The 19,772-nt window shown below is 58.7% G+C and carries 16 protein-coding genes; 5 read left to right on the forward strand and 11 right to left on the reverse strand.

Annotated elements, in window-relative coordinates:
* Both LOY43_RS19115 and LOY43_RS19120 read left to right on the forward strand, forming a co-directional pair.
* Positions 1 to 567, forward strand: a complete 567-nt coding sequence (locus LOY43_RS19115) for a CsiV family protein (RefSeq protein WP_093433687.1) — start codon at positions 1 to 3, stop codon at positions 565 to 567.
* Between the two features lie 11 nt (positions 568 to 578).
* Positions 579 to 3,269, forward strand: a complete 2,691-nt coding sequence (locus LOY43_RS19120) for a DEAD/DEAH box helicase (protein ID WP_258708588.1) — start codon at positions 579 to 581, stop codon at positions 3,267 to 3,269.
* 148 nt (positions 3,270 to 3,417) lie between these two features.
* Here LOY43_RS19120 and LOY43_RS19125 read toward each other — a convergent pair whose 3' ends face one another.
* The 4 genes from LOY43_RS19125 to LOY43_RS19140 form a co-directional block, all read right to left on the reverse strand.
* Entirely contained in the window at positions 3,418 to 6,711 is a 3,294-nt protein-coding gene (locus tag LOY43_RS19125; protein ID WP_258708589.1) for a DEAD/DEAH box helicase, read from the reverse strand.
* Between the two features lie 9 nt (positions 6,712 to 6,720).
* Positions 6,721 to 7,458, reverse strand: coding sequence for an S-methyl-5'-thioinosine phosphorylase (locus tag LOY43_RS19130; RefSeq protein ID WP_016986745.1), 738 nt, complete (start codon positions 7,456 to 7,458; stop codon positions 6,721 to 6,723).
* 12 nt (positions 7,459 to 7,470) lie between these two features.
* Positions 7,471 to 8,481 carry a beta-N-acetylhexosaminidase gene (gene nagZ / locus LOY43_RS19135; RefSeq protein ID WP_220556617.1) on the reverse strand — a complete coding sequence of 337 codons (1,011 nt, stop codon included), beginning with the start codon at positions 8,479 to 8,481 and terminating at the stop codon, positions 7,471 to 7,473.
* Positions 8,482 to 8,639: 158 nt separating this feature from the next.
* Positions 8,640 to 9,347, reverse strand: coding sequence for a TetR/AcrR family transcriptional regulator (locus LOY43_RS19140; RefSeq protein ID WP_007910473.1), 708 nt, complete (start codon positions 9,345 to 9,347; stop codon positions 8,640 to 8,642).
* 229 nt (positions 9,348 to 9,576) lie between these two features.
* On the opposite strand from LOY43_RS19140, the gene lexA reads away from it, so the two are divergent.
* Positions 9,577 to 10,185: a transcriptional repressor LexA gene (lexA, locus tag LOY43_RS19145; RefSeq protein WP_003226590.1), complete on the forward strand. Its 609-nt coding sequence runs from the start codon at positions 9,577 to 9,579 to the stop codon at positions 10,183 to 10,185.
* A 10-nt stretch (positions 10,186 to 10,195) separates the two neighbouring features.
* A complete protein-coding gene (gene sulA, locus LOY43_RS19150; protein WP_095124319.1) occupies positions 10,196 to 10,669 on the forward strand; it encodes an SOS-induced cell division inhibitor SulA in 474 nt (157 codons plus the stop codon).
* Between the two features lie 92 nt (positions 10,670 to 10,761).
* Here the strand turns inward: sulA and LOY43_RS19155 are convergent, their stop codons facing one another.
* The 7 genes from LOY43_RS19155 to LOY43_RS19185 all read right to left on the reverse strand — a co-directional run bounded on the left by LOY43_RS19155 (position 10,762) and on the right by LOY43_RS19185 (position 19,158).
* Entirely contained in the window at positions 10,762 to 10,995 is a 234-nt protein-coding gene (locus LOY43_RS19155; RefSeq protein WP_007910471.1) for a hypothetical protein, read from the reverse strand.
* A gap of 106 nt (positions 10,996 to 11,101) precedes the next feature.
* Positions 11,102 to 11,626, reverse strand: coding sequence for a DUF6586 family protein (locus LOY43_RS19160; RefSeq protein WP_007910470.1), 525 nt, complete (start codon positions 11,624 to 11,626; stop codon positions 11,102 to 11,104).
* A gap of 143 nt (positions 11,627 to 11,769) precedes the next feature.
* Entirely contained in the window at positions 11,770 to 14,400 is a 2,631-nt protein-coding gene (gene topA / locus LOY43_RS19165) for a type I DNA topoisomerase (RefSeq protein ID WP_095050466.1), read from the reverse strand.
* A 114-nt stretch (positions 14,401 to 14,514) separates the two neighbouring features.
* Positions 14,515 to 14,751: a DUF1653 domain-containing protein gene (locus LOY43_RS19170; RefSeq protein WP_007910467.1), complete on the reverse strand. Its 237-nt coding sequence runs from the start codon at positions 14,749 to 14,751 to the stop codon at positions 14,515 to 14,517.
* A 99-nt stretch (positions 14,752 to 14,850) separates the two neighbouring features.
* Positions 14,851 to 16,026: an acetyl-CoA C-acyltransferase FadA gene (fadA, locus tag LOY43_RS19175; RefSeq protein WP_007910465.1), complete on the reverse strand. Its 1,176-nt coding sequence runs from the start codon at positions 16,024 to 16,026 to the stop codon at positions 14,851 to 14,853.
* Between the two features lie 29 nt (positions 16,027 to 16,055).
* On the reverse strand, positions 16,056 to 18,203 hold the full coding sequence (fadB, locus tag LOY43_RS19180; protein WP_095124318.1) for a fatty acid oxidation complex subunit alpha FadB: 2,148 nt from the start codon (positions 18,201 to 18,203) through the stop codon (positions 16,056 to 16,058).
* Between the two features lie 517 nt (positions 18,204 to 18,720).
* Positions 18,721 to 19,158 (reverse strand): hypothetical protein, encoded by a 438-nt coding sequence (locus LOY43_RS19185; protein WP_095050464.1) that lies wholly within the window; start codon positions 19,156 to 19,158, stop codon positions 18,721 to 18,723.
* Between the two features lie 103 nt (positions 19,159 to 19,261).
* Here LOY43_RS19185 and LOY43_RS19190 point away from each other — a divergent pair, with 103 nt between their 5' ends.
* Positions 19,262 to 19,699 (forward strand): universal stress protein, encoded by a 438-nt coding sequence (locus LOY43_RS19190; protein ID WP_095050463.1) that lies wholly within the window; start codon positions 19,262 to 19,264, stop codon positions 19,697 to 19,699.
* The last annotated feature ends 73 nt before the right edge of the window (positions 19,700 to 19,772 follow it).

Genomic DNA, 19,772 nt, shown 5'->3' on the forward strand with positions numbered 1-19,772 from the left:
ATGCGCCTGTTCCGCTCAGTGACTTTGCTACTTGCTTTGGTAGCCCCTTCGGCTTTCGCCGATGACCTGTATCAGGTCGAAATGATTCTGGTGCGCCAGAACGCCGTGCCGGCAATCGTCAGCCGCGCCGCGCCGGAAGACTGGGCCGCTGGCGCCCAGCGTTTGAGCGACGACAGCAAACGCACACCGGCGTTGAATGACGTCGTCAGCAAACTCACCGCCAGCGGCGACTACAGCGTGCTGATGCACAAGGCCTGGCAGCAAACCCTTGGCGAAGCACCGGCAAAAGTGGCGGTCAGCGACGGTCAGGAGCAGTTCGGTCAATTCCCGATCGAGGGCACGTTGGAAATGAAACTGGGGCGTTTCACCGATGTGAACGCCGATTTCTGGGTCAATCAGATCGACGCCAATGGCCTGGTCACCGCCAGCGAGCGCCTGAAACAGGACAGTCACACCAAGAACGGCCAACTCAACTACCTGGACAACGGTCATCTGGCCTTGCTGATCAAGATCACTTCCCTGACCGCGCCAGCGCCACGGGAAGCGCCTGAAGCGATTCCGGACTGATCGAAGTCCTTATGTCCCCGCCCCTGAGTAAACCGTTGGCACCCTCCTGGGTCAGCCGATTCAAGGAACAGAGCCTGGAGCGTGGCCGCCGCTATGCCCTGGAAAACCGGGTACGCATCGCCCAGGTCGGCGATGCGACCATCACCGCCAGTTGCGAAGGCTCTGGCGGTAACGTTTACCGCCAGACCATCCAGCTGCGCGAATCCGCCAAAAGCACCTTGCTGCTGGTCGATGCAAGCTGCACCTGCCCGGTTCGCAGCAACTGCAAACACTGCGCAGCGGTGCTCCTGAAAGTGCAGGAAACCCTCGATTACCCTGCCGCCGCCAAAGACGCCGAACTCTTGGAAAAGCTGCAAGCCGTGCTGGAAAACCGCAGCCCGAAGGCGCCACCGCAAGTGCTGGTCGACAATGTGCAGCCAATGCCGCGCCTATGGCTGGCCAGCGTCGAGTTCAGCGCCTTCGAACCGCGCAACGGCAAGATGCAGCGCTACATTCAGCATCGCGCGGCGTTGTCGTTCAGCTATCTGGATGAATACGTCAGCGGACAAAAGAACAGCGACATCCTGATTCGCCAGGAAAGCCAGACGCTGCGCGTCAAACGCCATCCGGATGTCGAGCAGTCGTACCGCGAACAGTTGCGCATCCTCGGCTTTCGCATCGCCACCCGCCAGAGCAAAGCCCTGCCGGAGAGCGCTGGCGAGCTGTACGAAATGGTCAATGACAGCGCTTGGCTGACGTTCACCCTCAACGACCTGCCGAAACTGCGCAGCCAAGGCTGGGAACTGCAGATCGACGAGGAATTCGGTTTTGACCTGACCGCCGTTGATGACTGGTACGCCACCGTCGAGCAGGTGCCGGAACGCGATTGGTTTGATCTGGAACTGGGGATCATCGTCAATGGTGAGCGCCTGAGTCTGTTGCCTATCTTGCTCAATCTGATGCGCTCGCACGCGGAAATCCTCAACCCGGAACGCCTGGCGCGCCGCCGCGATGACGAGCTGATTCTGGTGAATATTCCGCAGCGCAACAGCGAGCACGGGCCGTTGCAGGTGGCCTTACCGCTGGGTCGGCTGAAGCCGGTACTGATGACGCTCGGGGAGTTTTACTTACAAGAGCCGGGCGAAACCACCCTGCGCCTGAGCAAGGCCGATGCCACGCGTCTCAATTCGCTGGAAGGCCTTCCGCTGCTGTGGGAGGGCGGCGAACAGATCCGCACGTTTGCCCAACGTCTGCGTGATATTCGTGATTTCAGCACAGAAGCACCGGAAGGTTTGAATGCGACGCTGCGCCCTTATCAGCTCGAAGGTTTGAGCTGGATGCAATCGCTGCGGCAACTGGAAGTCGGCGGGATTCTCGCGGATGACATGGGGCTGGGTAAAACCCTACAGACCCTGGCGCATATTCTCAGCGAGAAGAACGCTGGACGCCTCGATCGGCCGTGCATGGTGGTGATGCCGACCAGCCTGATTCCGAACTGGCTCGATGAGGCGGCGCACTTCACGCCGCAACTGAAAGTGGTCGCGCTGTACGGCGCCACGCGCAAAAAGCACTTCGACAATCTGGCGGATTACGACCTGATCCTCACCACTTACGCACTGCTGCCCAAGGACGTCGAGCGCCTGGCCAGGCAGCCGCTGCATGTGCTGGTGCTGGACGAGGCGCAGTACATCAAGAACCCCAACAGCAAAGCCGCACAAGCGGCGCGCGAGTTGAATGCGCGCCAGCGCCTGTGCCTCAGCGGTACGCCGCTGGAAAACCACTTGGGCGAGCTGTGGTCGCTGTTCCACTTCCTGCTGCCGGGCTGGCTCGGCGACGTGAAAAGCTTCAACGCCGATTACCGCGTGCCGATTGAAAAGCGCGGCAGTGAAGTCAGACTTCAGCACCTCAACGGCCGGATAAAACCGTTCCTGCTGCGTCGCACCAAGGAACAGGTCGCCACCGAACTGCCGCCGAAAACCGAAATCATCCATTGGGTCGATCTCAACGAAGCGCAGCGCGATGTGTACGAAACCATGCGTCTGGCGATGGACAAGAAAGTCCGCGACGAGATCACCCGCAAAGGCGTCGCGCGCAGTCAGATCATCATTCTTGAGGCGCTGCTCAAACTGCGCCAGGTCTGCTGCGATCTGCGTCTGGTCAACGACGCCACCCTGCCCGCTCGCGGCAGCACGTCCGGCAAGCTCGACAGCCTGATGGAAATGCTCGAGGAACTGTTTGAGGAGGGTCGGCGAATTCTGCTGTTTTCGCAGTTCACCTCGATGCTGTCCTTGATCGAAGACGAGCTGAACAAACGCAATGTCGCCTATGCACTGCTGACCGGCCAGACCCGGGATCGGCGTACGCCGGTGAAGGAATTCCAGAGTGGCAAGCGTCAGATCTTTCTGATCAGCTTGAAGGCTGGCGGTGTCGGCTTGAACCTGACGGAAGCGGACACGGTGATTCACTACGACCCGTGGTGGAACCCGGCGACCGAGAATCAGGCGACCGACCGAGCGTATCGAATTGGCCAGGAGAAACCGGTGTTCGTCTACAAGATGATTGCCCGGGGCACGGTGGAAGAGAAGATTCAGCATCTGCAAAAGGAAAAGTCCGACTTGGCGGCAGGCGTGCTGGATGGGCGCAAGGCCGGAGACTGGAAGTTGCAGAGTGATGATATTGAAGCGTTGTTTGCGCCGTTGCCGGACAAGTCCGACAAGCGTTGAGATTTGCGTCGCCAGTTAGATAGCTTTCGCTGGCAAGCCAGCTCTCACAGGTATCGAGTTGGAACACAGTTTTGTGTACGACTCAAAACCCTGTGGGAGCTGGCTTGCCAGCGATGGGGCCATCAGATATTGCTCTATTACTTAGGGCTCAACCCTTGGCAACAGGCAACGGCGCAAACAATGCCTCAATGTCACCCTGCTCCAGTTTCCAGCCACCCGTCGTCCCACCCTCAAGCACCGCCCCGGCCAACGCTGCTTTCTCCTGCTGCAGCGCCTGTATTTTTTCCTCTACTGTGCCGCGAGCGATCAGCTTGTAAACGAATACCGGGTTGTTTTGCCCGATTCGATACGCACGATCGGTGGCCTGATTCTCCACTGCCGGGTTCCACCAAGGGTCGAAGTGGATCACCGTGTCCGCAGCGGTCAGGTTCAAACCGGTCCCCCCGGCCTTCAGACTGATCAGAAACAGCGGTACCTTGCCGCCCTGAAAATCCTTCACCGGTGTGCGCCGATCCGTGGTGTCACCGGTCAACAACGAATAGGCAATGTCACGTTGCTGCAATTCTTCCTCGATCAAGGCGAGCATCGAGGTGAACTGCGAGAACAGCAGGATTCTGCGACCTTCGCCGAGCAACTCTTCGAGCATCTCCATCAGGCTGACCAGCTTGCCACTGCCGGAGCGCAGCGCCTTCGCTGTCATCGGCATGTTGATCAGACGCAAGTCGCAACAGACCTGCCGCAGTTTGAGCAAGGCATCCAGAATGATGATCTGACTGCGCGCCACGCCACTGCGGGCAATTTCGTCGCGCACTTTTTTATCCATCGCCACGCGAACGGTTTCATAGACATCGCGCTGGCCGTCGCTGAGATCCACCCAATGGATGATTTCGGTTTTCGGCGGCAGTTCGGTGGCCACCTGATCCTTTTTGCGGCGCAGTAAAAACGGCTTGATGCGCGCTGTCAGGTGCTGCATGCGCTGAACATTGCCGTGCTTCTCGATTGGCGTGCGGTAATCGCGATTGAAGGACTTGCTGTCGCCGAGCCAACCGGGCATGAGGAAATGAAACTGCGACCAAAGCTCGCCCAAGTGGTTTTCCAATGGCGTGCCGCTCAGGCACAAGCGCTGGCGGGCCTGCAAATCGCGTGCGGCCTGCGCGGCTTTGCTGAGCGGGTTCTTGATGTTCTGCGCTTCGTCGAGAATCAGCACGCTCCACAACTGCGGCTGTAGAACCTCGAGATCCCTCGGCAGCAAAGCGTAAGTGGTCAGTACCAGATCGTATCCAGCCAGATCAGCGAAATCCTTTTGCCGCCCCGAGCCGTGCAGCGCCAATACTTTCAACTGGGGGGTGAAACGCTCGGCCTCGTCGAGCCAGTTGGGAATCAGGCTGGTCGGCATCACCGCCAGTGCCGGGCAATCGAGGCGTCCGGCGTGTTTTTCCGTGAGCAGATGCGCCAAGGTTTGCAGCGTTTTGCCCAGCCCCATGTCATCGCCCAGAATGCCGCCTACTTCAAGCTCGCGCAGGGTTTGCATCCAGTTCAGACCTTCGAGCTGATACGGGCGCAGTTGCGCGTTAAGGCCGGCCGGCGCAGCAACGTGGGTGTGACTGGCATCCTGCAGGCGCTTGGCAAAGGTGCGCAGCCGCTCGCCACCCTGCCAATCCAGCGGTACGCCATCAAGCATACTCAAGCGCGCGGCGTCCGGGACACTCAAGCGCAGTGCATCGCCCTGATGACCGCCCAGGTACAACTCGCCCAGCGTGGCCATCAGCGGTTTGATCCGACTCAGCGGCAGCGCGACCTTGGCGCCCGATGGGTCGCCAAAACCGCTGGGCTTCAGTTCGATCAGGAGTTTTTCGTCATCGCTGCGTTGTGCAAGATTGACCGGGTCAAGCAAGCGCGGCTGGGTGCGCAACAAGTGCAGAAGGATCGGTAGCAAACTGTAGCGCTGGCCATTGACGACGATACCCAACTGCAAATCAAACCACTGATGCCCAGCCTCTTCTTCGACCTCGGCGTACCAATGCTCGACTGGCTGCACATTGAAATGAAAGCCGGGACTCATCTCGACTTCCCAGTTCGAGGCGCGCAACGTGGCAAGCCCTTCGTGCATAAACCCGAGCCAGGCGGAATCATCCGGCAACGTGAACATCTCGCCGGGACGATCCAGCGAGCTCTTGCGCGTGGTTTTCTTGAAGCCGAACTTTTGCAGGATCTGACGCAGTTTCTTTTCCACCGCAGGCTGGCGTTGAATGCGCTGGGTTTCGGTGCCGTTGAGGATCATTACTTCCGGGTTGCGATCCACCGTCGGCTGGCCGTTGTAGGTAAACACCAGGGCGGCGCGGTGCTCAAGAACGTATTCCCAGCGCGAGCGCTCCCGACCGCTGACGAGGGTGAGTTGCGGCTGCGGTAGTACGTCGTCGATGATTCGTTCGGTCAGTTGGTGTGGCGGCGGGATTCTCGTTGCCGCACTCATGCGATGACTGAACTGCATGGCCTGACGCGCCGGAATGTCCGGCGCCAGAGTCAAATGACTGGCCAGTTTTTCATCCAGTTCATTGAACAGAGGGCCAATCTGCCGCTGTTCACGATCCAGGTAATAAAGCGGCTCCAGCGCCAGCACGGTTTCCTGCGCAGCCTCGGCACTGCTCCACTGCGCGCGGAACCCGCCGTCGGCCTGCTCGGCCCAGGCGAACTGGCCGATGCGTTTCGCGCCAGACATCAACGGTTGCAGATCCTCGAAATCGAGGAACAGCCGCGAGGTGCGCAGGAGCATTTCCAGCAGTTCGGCGCCGCTGCTGCCTTCCAGCGGATAGCCGCTGTAATAGGCGTGATGGGAGTGCATGGCAACCAGCAGCCTGGCGACGCGCAGATCCAGCTCGGACAGGTAGCCGGGCTGACGCATGAGCATTTCCGCCAGCGAATACATCGGTTTGACTTCGCGCAACTCGCCGCTCTTGAGCTGGGAGACCTTGAAAATATCGAGCAGCCACTTGCCGCTCACTGACGTCGGCTTGAGCTTGTAAAACAGGCGCGTGCCTGCAGTTTGCGCGCCTTCTTCGATGGGCTTGGCCGGCACGGGAATGGTCGAAAGCCAATGTTCCAGCGCCCGCCCCAACTGGGTCTGTGCGTTACTTTCGGACGCTTCATGATCACTGCCCTGCAGGTGATAGAGCACCGCAGCGCAGTGTTTGCAGTCGATTGAGACAGGACAGGTGCACAGGCAACGCAAGTTGACGGAACCCAGCCGATCTTCGGACAGGTAAATGGTTTGTTCATACGCCTGATCTTCCGAACCGACGCAGAACGCCTCGATCTTTCTGTCATCGATCTCGATGATCTCTACCCGATCATCGGCGGCATAAGCCCGAGCCTTGGCCAGCGCGTTGCTAGTGAATGCCCGGGCCCAGGCCAACGACTTAAGCTGTTCGATGATAATGCTCATGGGCAGTCCTTAGCCGGCCAACACCCGCGCCAACGCCGACTTAACCTTGCCCATGCCGTCATGCAAGGCCTGCTCGATCTCGGCCATGGTGATTACTTCGGTGGTTTTTCCCGCTGCCGGGTTAACCACCAGCGCCAGACAGGCGTAATCCAGATCCAGCTCGCGGGCCAGTGCAGCTTCCGGCATGCCGGTCATGCCGACGATGTCACAGCCATCGCGCTCCAGACGCACGATCTCCGCCACGGTTTCCAGACGCGGGCCCTGAGTGCAGGCATACACGCCTTGATCGCTGTATTCGCAGCCTTCGGCAGCCACCGCCGCAATCAATTGCTGACGCAGCGGCTCGCTGTAGGGGAAGCTGAAGTCGATATGGGTGACGTGCTCCAGATCATCGGCGAAAAAGGTGTGCTCGCGGCCGCTGGTGTAGTCGACGATCTGGTGCGGCACGCAGAAATGACCGGTGCCCATGGCTGGATGAATACCGCCCACCGCGTTAACGGCAATGATCGCTTCGGCACCGGCTTGCTTCAGAGCCCACAGGTTGGCGCGATAGTTGACCTTGTGCGGCGGGAAGCGATGCGGATGGCCGTGACGGGCGAGGAACAGCACTTCCTTGCCGGCGTATTCGCCGATCTGCACGTCGGCCGATGGCGCGCCGTAGGGGGTGTCCACCGCCAGCGATTGACGAATGGTCAAGCCTTCGAGCTGGGTCAGGCCGGTGCCACCGATGATTGCGTAAACCGTCATAGCGAAAAATCCTTAATCGATCAGTTGAGCGTCTTTGAGCGCGCTGATGGCGGTGAGCCAGCGCGGATCCTGACGATATTCGGTGCTGGCAATGGCCTGACCGCGCATGCGCGCGATTCGGGCCGATGGCTTGACCTTCATGCGTTGTGCGGCGCTCAAGGCGAGCTCTGCAGCAGCGCGGTCGTTGCACACCAGCCCCATGTCGCAACCGGCAGTCAGTGCGGCTTCGATGCGGCTGGCGGCATCGCCAACAACGTGGGCGCCGGCCATCGACAGGTCGTCGCTGAAGATCACGCCGTCGAACTGCAATTCGCCGCGCAGGATGTCCTGCAACCAGCGCCGGGAGAAGCCGGCAGGCTGCGAGTCGACTTGCGGGTAGATAACGTGGGCCGGCATCACAGCGGCCAGTTGTTTGCTGAGCCTGGCGAAGGGCACGAGATCGTTGGCGCGGATCTCGTCCAGGCTGCGCTCGTCGTTCGGGATCGCCACGTGGGAATCGGCTTCGGCCCAGCCGTGGCCAGGAAAATGCTTGCCGGTAGCAGCCATGCCCGCGCTGTTCATGCCGCGAATGAACGCTCCGGCAAGCACTGCGGCGCGCTCCGGATCGCCCTCAAATGAACGGGTGCCGACAACAGCGCTGCGCTGGTAATCCAGATCGAGCACCGGGGCGAAGCTCAGGTCGAGCCCGACCGCCAGCACTTCGGTGGCCATGATCCAGCCGCATTGCTCGGCGAGGTATTCGGCGTTCGGGTTGTCGGCGATGGCACGCATGGCCGGCAGGCGCACAAAGCCCTGACGCAGGCGCTGCACGCGACCGCCCTCTTGATCCACCGCCAGCAGCAGATCAGGACGAACTGCACGAATGGCCGCGCTAAGCTCACGCACCTGACGCGGATGCTCAATGTTGCGCGCGAAAATGATCAGGCCGCCCACTTCGGGCTGACGCAACAATTGGCGATCTTCGGCCGTCAGCCAGGTACCGGCGACGTCCACCATCAACGAGCCTTGCAGGCCAGCAGTCATAGAGATTCCTTGAAAACGAAAAACCCGATCCGCAGCAAATCGCTACCCTGAGCAATACTCGGCAGGTCGGCAATTTCTATGGATTTCGGGTTCAGAACGGGAGTCGGCATGGGCGGCTAGCTTAGCGGATACAAGCTGCCGCGCCCACCCGTGCACGGTTAAACCTTGGCGGCGACCGGCGTTGATTTGCTGCGCGGGCGCAGTTGTGCGGTAGCCATCGCCGCATCGGTGACGCCGGTTTCGGCACGCATGCCCGCAGCGAGGAACGGCACCATCAGGCGCATCACTTGCTCAATGGAGGTGTTGACGCCGAAATCGGTCTCGGCAATTGCGCGCAACGCCTTGATGCCAGACATGCTGAACGCCGCGGCGCCGAGCATGAAGTGCACGCGCCAGAACAGCTCGATCGGCGGAATGCGTGGCGCGGCTTCGTTGACCAGCAGCATGTAGCGACGGAACACCTTGCCGTACATGTCTTCCAGATAACGGCGCAAGTGGCCCTGGCTCTGGCTGAACGCGAGGCCGAGCAGGCGCATGAAGATCGACAGGTCATTGCCGCTGCGTGGTTGCACCACAAGGGCCTGCTCGACGAGGATTTCGAGCAGCTCTTCAAGCGTCGGCTTGTTTTCAGGCTTGGCCTGACGGCGCTCCAGCTCTTTATCGAGGCTGATGCAGAACGGCCCGAGGAAGCGCGAGAAAACCGCTTGAATCAGCGCTTTTTTCGAGCCGAAGTGATAGTTCACCGCTGCCAGGTTGACGCCGGCCTTGCTGGTGATCAAACGCAATGAGGTTTCGGCGAAACCTTTCTCCGCGAACAACTGCTCGGCAGCATCAAGAATGCGTTCAACGGTTTCCGACTGGGCCATGGCTACTCCGCCTGACAAACACTTGTTTGAAACATACGTTTCAGCCTGTGCCTTGTCAAGCCTGCCGGTTCGTTTTGGGAATGGTCGGTCAGCTATTTAACCACACAAGCCCAACTCATTAATAAGCACGAATACCGACCGTCTGGCGGCCTGCAAAAAAACGGGCATTGCCAAGGACGCTTCACTGTATATAATCCCAGTCACTGTATAAAAAGACAGAGCGATCAATATGCTAAAGCTGACGCCACGCCAAGCCGAGATTCTGGCCTTTATCAAACGCTGCCTCGAAGACAACGGCTACCCGCCAACCCGTGCGGAAATCGCTCAGGAACTGGGCTTCAAGTCGCCGAACGCGGCTGAAGAACATCTCAAGGCTCTGGCCCGAAAAGGCGCCATCGAGATGACACCGGGCGCTTCTCGCGGTATTCGCATTCCCGGCTTTGAAGCCAAGGCCGACGACTCTACCCTGCCAATCATTGGCCGGGTCGCTGCCGGCGCGCCAATCCTCGCTCAGCAGCACATCGAAGAGTCTTGCAACATCAATCCGGCCTTCTTTCATCCGCGCGCCGACTATCTGCTGCGCGTACACGGCATGAGCATGAAGGACATCGGCATTTTCGATGGTGACCTTCTTGCCGTGCACACCACCCGCGAAGCACGTAATGGCCAGGTCGTCGTTGCCCGTATCGGCGACGAAGTGACGGTCAAACGTTTCAAGCGTGAAGGCAGCAAGGTCTGGCTGATTGCCGAAAACCCCGAGTTCGCCCCTATCGAAGTCGACCTGAAAGATCAGGAACTGGTGATCGAAGGCTTGAGTGTCGGCGTAATCCGCCGCTAAAGGAGGCTTTATGCAGTTCCCACACACCCCTCAGCAAACACAACTGCCTTTATTCGAAGCGTTTCTGGCGCAACCGATGGCGCCGATCCTGAAAGACGTGGTCGAACGCCCCTGGAATGCCGAACCCGAAGTATTCAGTGAGCTGTCACTGCGTGGTGCGGCCGGGAACTGCCTGAACCTGCTCGCCCCGATTCTTCGCGAACTCAGTGAAGATCAGGACGCACGCTGGCTGACATTGATCGCGCCACCTGCCAGCCTGACTCAAACCTGGCTGCGGGATGCCGGCCTGAACCGCGAACGTATTCTGCTACTTCAACCACGGGGCGCTCAAAGCGCCCAGCAACTGGCGTGCGAAGCTCTGCGGTTGGGGCGCAGCCACACTGTGGTCACCTGGCTCAACCCGCTAAACAACCACTCGCGGCAACAACTGATCAGCGCCGCACGCACGGGCGAAGCTCAGAGCCTGAATATTCGTTTGGGTTGAGGGTTGCTACTACGCGCTGTGTGAAGCGCAGGGCTTCTCCAGGGACAGAGAAGCCGATCTGAAGCGGTAACGTTAAAAAGCAAAGGCGCGGATCAATGAAGAACCCGCGGCCCCTCTTCCTTATCAAACTCGCCTTCGACCATACGACCGGCCATCTGCACGCCGACGCTTAGCATCGCCTTGGCAATTTCTACATGCTGACCTTGAAGGAACGCCTTGGCATCGTCGGAGAAATCCAGCGTCACCAGAGAACCCTCGTCCTCAGCCCTGCGCAGTTCGATTCGGCCGTCTGGTAACTCGACAATTTCTAGAAAGGACGTTGGCATAAAGGTCTGTTCTCCACGAAAGGCAGGGATTATATAGACATCATTCAGGCTTCGCTCGGGATCTTGACCAGCAGCATGTTTCAGATTGCCACCGTGTCAATCACCCTCAGCACTCGTTCAAGCCTTCGCGAAAGCGAATCGCCAAGCCTTTCAGATTCTGCCGCCAGCTCTCCAGCTCCTCTCGACTCAACTCTTCTGGCGCTTCTTCTTCATCCAGATTAATCGCCTGAATTAGCGGCTGAGTCACGTCCCCTTTGGGCTTGTGTGGCACCCGTGGCGGCTGGAACAGCGCCGAATGCGCTGCCAGCAGTTTTGCCAGCCAGGTTTCAGAGTTGCCAGCGAGTTCGACCATCTCGGCCAACTCGGGAATCGCGATCGACTCCAGCACCTCACGTGTCAGCAGCATCTCGGCGCGTGGTGCATTGGCCTGCGGCAGACGATAGAAACCAGCGATCTCGTGACAGAGACCGAGCAAGGCGCCGTAAAGGTGAAACAACGCCGATTCACGCCCCGCCTGAATCAACGCCAGCGAATTCATCGCTCGCCCCTCTTCGGCGCGAGCCAGAGCTTCGAGCGACAGTCCGGCGAAATAGATCTTCTGGTTGGTGCGGGTATAGAGTTCGTGAGCCATGACGGCGCTCTCCACAACGAAATAATTGCTTCACACAGGCCGGACAGTGTCGTGGATCAGCCGATCCCACCGCAAGCACAAAACAAAAAGGCCGCATGAAAACCCAAGAGTTCTCATGCGGCCTTTCAGTATCAGGCTAAGGCTTACTCAGCTTTTGGCTTCGTACGCTTGTCTTCAACCGTCCACTTGCCGCCGTCGAAGTACGCCTTCCAACCGGTAGGCTTGCCATCGACTTCGGTCTGTACGTATTGCTCCTTGGTCTTGCGGCTGTAGCGAATCACCGCCGGCAGACCATCAGGATCTTTCTGTGGAGCGTCGCAGAGGAAGTGGTACTTCGGATCGATCTCGTCCTTGTGCGGCAGAATCTCGATCACCAGCGGAGCACGGGTCTCGCGGTTTTTCGGGAACTGACTGGCCGCCAGGAACAGGCCGGAAGCACCGTCGCGCAGGATGTAGGTGTCGTTGACCTTTTCGCATTTCAGCTCAGGCATCTTCACCGGATCCATCTTCGGCGGCGCCGCGTCACCGCTTTTCAGCAGTTTGCGGGTGTTTTTGCAGGTCGGGTTGGTGCAACCGAAGAACTTGCCGAAACGCCCGGTCTTGAGTTGCATCTCGCTGCCGCACTTGTCGCATTCCAGGCTCGGACCTTCGTAGCCCTTGATGCGATAGCTGCCTTCTTCGATTTCGTAGCCGGCGCAATCCGGGTTGTTACCGCAGATGTGCAGCTTGCGCTTCTCGTCCAGCAGGTAAGCGTCCATCGCCGTGCTGCAGATCGGGCAGCGGTGCTTGCCACGCAGTACCAGCGATTCCGACTCACCCTCGTCGTCCGCAGCGATTTCATCGCCCGGCACCAGGTTGACGGTGGCCTTGCAGCGTTCTTTCGGCGGCAGGCTGTAGCCTGAACAACCGAGGAAAACGCCTGTCGACGCGGTACGAATCTGCATCGGACGACCACAAGTCGTGCACGGAATGTCGGTCATGACCGGCTGGTTGGCACGCATACCGCTGTCCGGGTTTTCGGCTACTTCGAGTTTCTTTTTGAAGTCGCCGTAGAACTCGTCCAGTACGTTTTTCCAGTCGCGCTCGCCCTGCGCCACGTCATCGAGGTTCTCTTCCATGCCTGCGGTGAAGCCGTAGTCCATGAGGTTCGAGAAGCTTTCCGACAGACGCTCGGTGACGATGTCGCCCATCTTTTCCGAGTAGAAACGACGGTTGTGCAGGGTCACGTAACCGCGATCCTGAATGGTCGAGATGATCGCAGCGTAAGTCGAAGGACGACCGATACCGCGCTTTTCCATTTCTTTCACCAGACTGGCTTCCGAGTAACGGGCCGGCGGCTTGGTGAAGTGCTGCGATGGATCGAGCTTGATCAGCTTCATCACGTCGCCCTGCGCCATATCAGGCAGAACGTCGTCATCACCCGGTTTGGCAATCTGCGGCATGACACGGGTGTAACCGTCAAACTTGAGGATACGGCCCTTGGCGCGCAGCTCGAAGTCACCAGCGCCTACGCTGACGGTGGTCGACAGGTATTGCGCCGGCAGCATCTGGCAAGCGAGGAACTGGCGCCAGATCAGCTCGTAGAGACGCTCAGCGTCACGCTCCATACCCGCCAGCTTGCTTGGCGTGGTGTTGGCGTCAGAAGGACGAATCGCTTCGTGAGCCTCTTGTGCGCCTTCCTTGCTGCTGTAGACGTTCGGCGTTTCCGGCAGGTACTTCTTGCCGAACTCGTCTTCGATGTAAGTACGCGCCATCGCCACGGCATCAGCCGAGAGGTTGGTCGAGTCGGTACGCATATAAGTGATGTAGCCGGCTTCGTAAAGACGCTGGGCCATCATCATGGTTTTCTTCACGCCGAAGCCCAGGCGGTTGCTCGCAGCCTGCTGCAGGGTCGATGTGATGAACGGCGCCGACGGCTTGCTGCTGGTCGGTTTGTCTTCGCGCTTGACGATGCTGTAGCTGGAAGATTTGAGTTTCTCCAGCGCGGCCATGGCCTGAGCTTCGTTGAGCGGCTTGAACGCTTCGCCTTTTTCGCGAGCCACTTCGAAACGCACGGTGGAGCCTTTGGTGGTGCCGAGATCGGCATGCACTTCCCAGTACTCTTCCGGGTTGAACGCGCGAATTTCACGTTCACGCTCGACCACCAGCTTCACGGCAACCGATTGCACGCGACCGGCGGACAAGCCACGAGCGATCTTCGCCCACAGCAGCGGCGAGACCATGTAACCGACAACGCGGTCGAGGAAGCGACGCGCCTGTTGAGCGTTGACACGATCAATGTCCAGCTCACCCGGTTCCGAGAAAGCTTCCTGAATCGCTTTCTTGGTGATTTCGTTGAACACCACACGCTTGTAGCGGCTGTCGTCACCACCGATGGCTTCGCGCAGGTGCCAGGCAATGGCTTCCCCCTCGCGATCCAAGTCGGTTGCGAGATAGATGGTGTCAGCATCTTTGGCGAGCCGGCGCAGCTCTTCGATGACCTTCTCTTTACCCGGGAGGATCTCGTACTGGGCTTTCCAGCCATGATCGGGATCGACACCCATACGCGAGACCAGCTGCTTGCGCGCTTTCTCTTTCGGCGAGAGCACCGGACCTTCGCCCGCAGCAGCCTTACCGCGCTTGGCGGCTGGCTCTTTGCTGGCGCTAGCCGAACCGCTGGTGGGCAGGTCTCGGATATGGCCGATACTCGACTTCACCACGTATTGGTTACCCAGATACTTGTTGATGGTCTTGGCCTTAGCCGGGGATTCCACAATGACCAGCGATTTGCCCATGGATCAGAAAATTCCTGAATTCTAGAAGTGAAAGGCGGTTGGCGCCTGACGCGGCACCGCTATATATAGTTGATACAAGGTGAGGTCAAGCACAGGGTTCTGTGCGCACTCGCCTTATGCCTTGGAAAAAAGGCTCGGTTCGGCTTGCACCAAAGCAAAGCGTGGCACCTGCTCGCCGTCAACCTCGACTGACTCGAGAAACATGCTCAGAGGGCGTACCCAAAAGCCGTAATCACCATACAGGGCTTGGTAAAAGACCACTTCTTCTTCGGTCTCGGAATGCCGCGCAACACTGAATACGCGGTACTGCGGACCTTTGTAATGTTGGTAGAGCCCAGGTTGTATCGGCATGCTTCGGCCCTCACTCAAATTTGTTCAAAAATAAAAACAAAATAAATCCACAAAAACAAAAACCGGGGCACTTGGCCCCGGCTTCCATCGACGAGACGCTTAAACGCGTTCGAAGACGGTGGAGATGCCTTGGCCGAGACCAATGCACATAGTGGCCACCCCGAAGGTGCCGCTATTCTGCTTCATCACGTTCAGCAAAGTGCCGGAAATACGGGCACCGGAGCAACCGAACGGGTGACCCAGGGCGATCGCGCCGCCGTGCAGGTTAACCTTCTCGTTCATCTTGTCGAGTACTTTCAGATCTTTCAGCACTGGCAGGGCCTGTGCGGCGAAAGCTTCGTTGAGCTCGAAGAAGTCGATATCGTTGATGCCAAGGCCCGCACGCTTCAGGGCTTTTTGTGTCGCCGGAACTGGACCATAGCCCATGATTGCCGGATCCACACCCGCCACTGCCATCGAACGGATAACCGCCATTGGCTGGATACCCAGGTCCTGCGCACGCTGCGCCGACATCACGATCATGCACGAAGCACCATCGGTGATCTGCGACGAAGTACCGGCAGTCACGGTGCCGCCCTTTGGATTGAAGGCAGGCTTGAGGGCCGCCAGACTTTCCAGGGTGGTTTCCGGACGAATGGTTTCGTCGTAGTCGAACAGTTTCAGGAAACCGTTCTCGTCATAGCCCTGCATCGGGATTATTTCGTCTTTGAACTTGCCTTCCACGGTGGCCTTGTGGGCCAACTGGTGGGATCGCACGCCGAAAGCGTCCTGTTGTTCGCGAGTGATGCCGTGCATTTTGCCGAGCATTTCAGCGGTCAGGCCCATCATGCCCGAGGCTTTCGCCGCGTACAGCGACATGTGCGGGTTCGGATCGACACCGTGCATCATGCTCACGTGGCCCATATGCTCGACGCCGCCGACCACGAACACGTCACCGTTGCCGGTCATGATCGCTTGCGCAGCGGTGTGCAGCGCACTCATCGACGAGCCGCACAGACGGCTAACAGTCTGACCGGCCGAGGTGTGCGGGATCTGGGTCATCAGCGAAGCCATGCGCGCGATGTTCCAGCCCTGCTCCAGGGTCTGGTTGACGCAGCCCCAGATCACGTCCTCGACTTCTGCAGGATCGACCTTGGCGTTGCGTTCCAGCAACTTGCTGATCAGGTGCGCCGACATGTCTTCGGCGCGGGTGTTGCGGTGCATGCCGCCCTTGGAGCGGCCCATCGGAGTACGACCGAAGTCGACAATCACGACGTCTCTAGGATTCAAGCTCATAAGTTCACTCTCACTCTAGTTGGGGGCGCTTAACCGAAGAAGCTCTGGCCGTTTTTGGCCATTTCGCGCAGCTTCGCGGTCGGGTGGTACAGCGCGCCCAAATCAGCGTACTGGTCAGCCAGGGCAACGAACTCGGCAACACCGATCGAGTCGATGTAGCGCAGTGCACCGCCACGGAATGGAGGGAAACCGATACCGTAGACCAGACCCATGTCGGCTTCGGCGGCGGTTTCAACGATGCCGTCTTCCAGGCAACGCACGGTTTCCAGGCACAGCGGGATCATCATCCAGTTGATGATGTCTTCGTCAGTGACTTCACGCTGCTCGTAAACGATCGGCTTGAGCACTTCCAGCACCGATGGATCGGCGACTTTCTTCTGCTTGCCTTTCTTGTCGGCCTCGTAGGCGTAGAAGCCCTTGCCGTTCTTCTGGCCCAGGCGCTTGGCTTCGTACAGCACGTCGATGGCCGAACGACGGTCATCCTTCATGCGATCCGGGAAACCTTCAGCCATCACGTCACGACCATGGTGACCGGTGTCGATGCCGACCACGTCCATCAGGTACGCCGGGCCCATCGGCCAGCCGAATTTTTCCATGACCTTGTCGATACGGACGAAGTCGACACCGGCGCTGACCAGCTTGGCGAAACCACCGAAGTACGGGAACAGTACGCGGTTGACCAGGAAGCCCGGGCAGTCGTTGACGACGATCGGGTTCTTGCCCATTTTCTTGGCGTAGGCAACGGTGGTGGCAACAGCCAGCTCGCTGGACTTCTCGCCACGGATCACTTCCACCAGCGGCATCATGTGCACCGGGTTGAAGAAGTGCATGCCGACGAAGTTTTCCGGACGCTTGAGGGCCTTGGCCAGCAGGCTGATGGAAATGGTCGAGGTGTTGGACGCGAGGATGGTGTCCTCTTTGACCTGACCTTCGACTTCAGCCAGTACGGCTTGCTTGACCTTAGGGTTCTCGACGACAGCTTCGACAACCAGATCCACGTGACCGAAGTCGCCGTAGGACAGGGTCGGACGAATGCCATTGAGCACTTCAGCCATTTTCGCAGCGGTCATGCGACCTTTATCAACGCGGCCAACCAGCAGCTTGGCGGCTTCGGCCAGACCCTGCTCGATACCGTGCTCGTTGATGTCCTTCATCAGGATCGGCGTACCTTTGGAGGCCGACTGATAGGCGATACCGCCACCCATGATGCCGGCGCCGAGTACAGCGGCCTGCTTCACGTCTTTGGCGATTTCGTCGTAGGCCTTGGCCTTTTTCTTCAGCTCCTGATCGTTCAGGAACAGACCGATCAAGCTCTGCGCGGCAGAGGTCTTGGCCAGTTTGACGAAGCCGGCGGCTTCGACTTCCAGCGCCTTGTCACGACCGAAGTTCGCGGCTTTCTGGATGGTCTTGATCGCTTCAACCGGCGCTGGGTAGTTCGGGCCAGCCTGACCGGCGACGAAACCTTTGGCGGTTTCGAAAGCCATCATCTGTTCAATAGCGTTCAGCTTGAGTTTTTCAAGTTTCGGCTGACGCTTGGCCTTGAAATCGAACTCGCCGGAGATGGCGCGCTTGATCAGTTCAAGGGCAGCTTCCTGCAGTTTTTCAGGAGCAACCACGGCGTCGACGGCACTGACTTTCAGGGCGTCTTCAGGGCGGTTTTCCTTACCGGAGGCAATCCACTCGATGGCGTTATCGACACCGATCAAGCGCGGCAGACGCACGGTGCCACCGAAGCCTGGGTAGATGCCCAGCTTGACTTCCGGCAGGCCAATCTTGGCTTTGGTCGACATGACGCGATAGTCAGCCGCCAGGCACATTTCCAGACCACCACCCAGGGCGATGCCATTGATGGCCACTACGGTTGGGACGTTGAGGTCTTCGAAATCGCTGAAGATCTTGTTGGCTTCGAGATTGCCAGCAACCAGCTCGGCATCCGGCAGCTTGAAGTTATCGACAAATTCGGTGATGTCGGCGCCGACGATGAACACGTCCTTGCCACTGCTGACGATCACGCCCTTGATCGAAGCATCTGCCTTGATGGTGTCTACGGCCTGACGCAGTTCGTTCAGGGTTAGACGGTTGAACTTGTTGACGGACTCACCCTTGAGGTCGAATTTCAATTCGACGATGCCACTTTCAAGAGCTTTAACCGTGATGGCTTTACCTTCGTAAATCATCAACTGATCTCCACGATATGGAAGCTGAACAGTACACGTCGGACGCAGGCGAATGGCTCGGCAAGACGCTTTTTCGTCGATGCTAACGCCAATCCACCCGGCACACCCGCCAACGCGATAGTCGGGATTCTGTAGGAGCAGTCTGTAAGACAAACGCTCAATTCATACGCCCGTTTGATTTGGGTACGTCACCTTCACGGAATTTCCGACAATTGTCAATCGCCCAAAATACGGGTTGAAATGCGACTTTGCGGTCATTTCTGTAAGACGAAGACCCGCAACACGCGTCTGCATGTGAAGCCATTCATAGAATCAATAGTTAGAAAAGTCGCCCTAATTCGCAGCAGCCCGAGTTTAAAGGGCTACGCTGGGTGGACTACAGAGAGATGTACCGACCAAGTCAGCATCAAAAAAGGTTTCCGGCCTGCCTGGCCACCCTGCCCGATGAATCATGTCGGGCTTTTTATTGCGCGTCTGCCGGACGTTCCCCACCGTTGCAGTGGGAAAAGTCCGCGCGTCACGCCAGTGCTTTCAGAGTGGTGTCGATGTCCTGCAACACCGACGCTTCGCCCTTCTCGCCCCAGTACAAGGCGATCATCTGCTTGTCTGCTTCGACTTTGAAAACGTTGCCGGGCAACTTTTCGAAATGATTGAGCAGCGCCCGATCTTCGCAAACTTCCTGCCATTGATTGACCCACACACCCGGCGATTTTTGCCAGTAAGTCCAGCAGGCAGGCGACTTGCCACGACGCGGCCGATGATACTGCGCACACGGATTCGGCGGCTCTTGCGCCAGCCAGTGCGGCCATTCCTGAGGCGCCAGTTGCATGGCCAGACCCATGCGCCGCGCCTCCATGCGCAAGGCGATGCGACCGCTTTGCGCGCGCGATGGGCGCAACCACGCCAACGGACTCAAAACCACCAGCAGGATTGACACCACCAACCAGACCGTCATATCTCTATTCCCAATTCTTGGTGAGCGCATTGTGTCACTTTGGAACCAATGCGCTTGAAACCAGCCATACTTAACAATATTGAAACCTCACGAGGAGCACCTCATGCCCTACCACCACATTCTGGTCGCCGTAGATCTGACCGAAGAGTGCGACCCTGTGATTCACCGCGCCCGCGAGCTATCGGTGAGCAATGGCGCCAAGCTTTCGCTCGTGCATATCGTTGAGCCGATGGCCATGGCCTTCGGCGGCGACGTGCCGATGGATCTGTCACAACTGCAACAACAGCAGTTCGATCAGGCCAAGGAGCGCCTGGAGCGTCTGAAAGCCAAATACTCAGAGCTTGAGGGCGCCAACTGCCACCTGACCTATGGCCAGCCACGCCAGGAAATCCATCATTTCGCCAAGGAAAACACGTGCGATCTGATCGTGGTCGGCAGCCATGGCCGTCATGGTCTGGCGCTGTTGCTCGGCTCGACCGCGAACGACGTACTGCACGGCGCGCCATGCGACGTCCTCGCCGTCCACCTGGTCAAACGTTGAAACACTGATCATTGTGGGAGCGAGCCTGCTCGCGAAGGCGTCGGCACATTCAGCATTAATGCCGCCTGACACA

The organism is Pseudomonas sp. B21-041 (assembly GCF_024748675.1).
Lineage (GTDB): Bacteria > Pseudomonadota > Gammaproteobacteria > Pseudomonadales > Pseudomonadaceae > Aquipseudomonas > Aquipseudomonas neuropathica.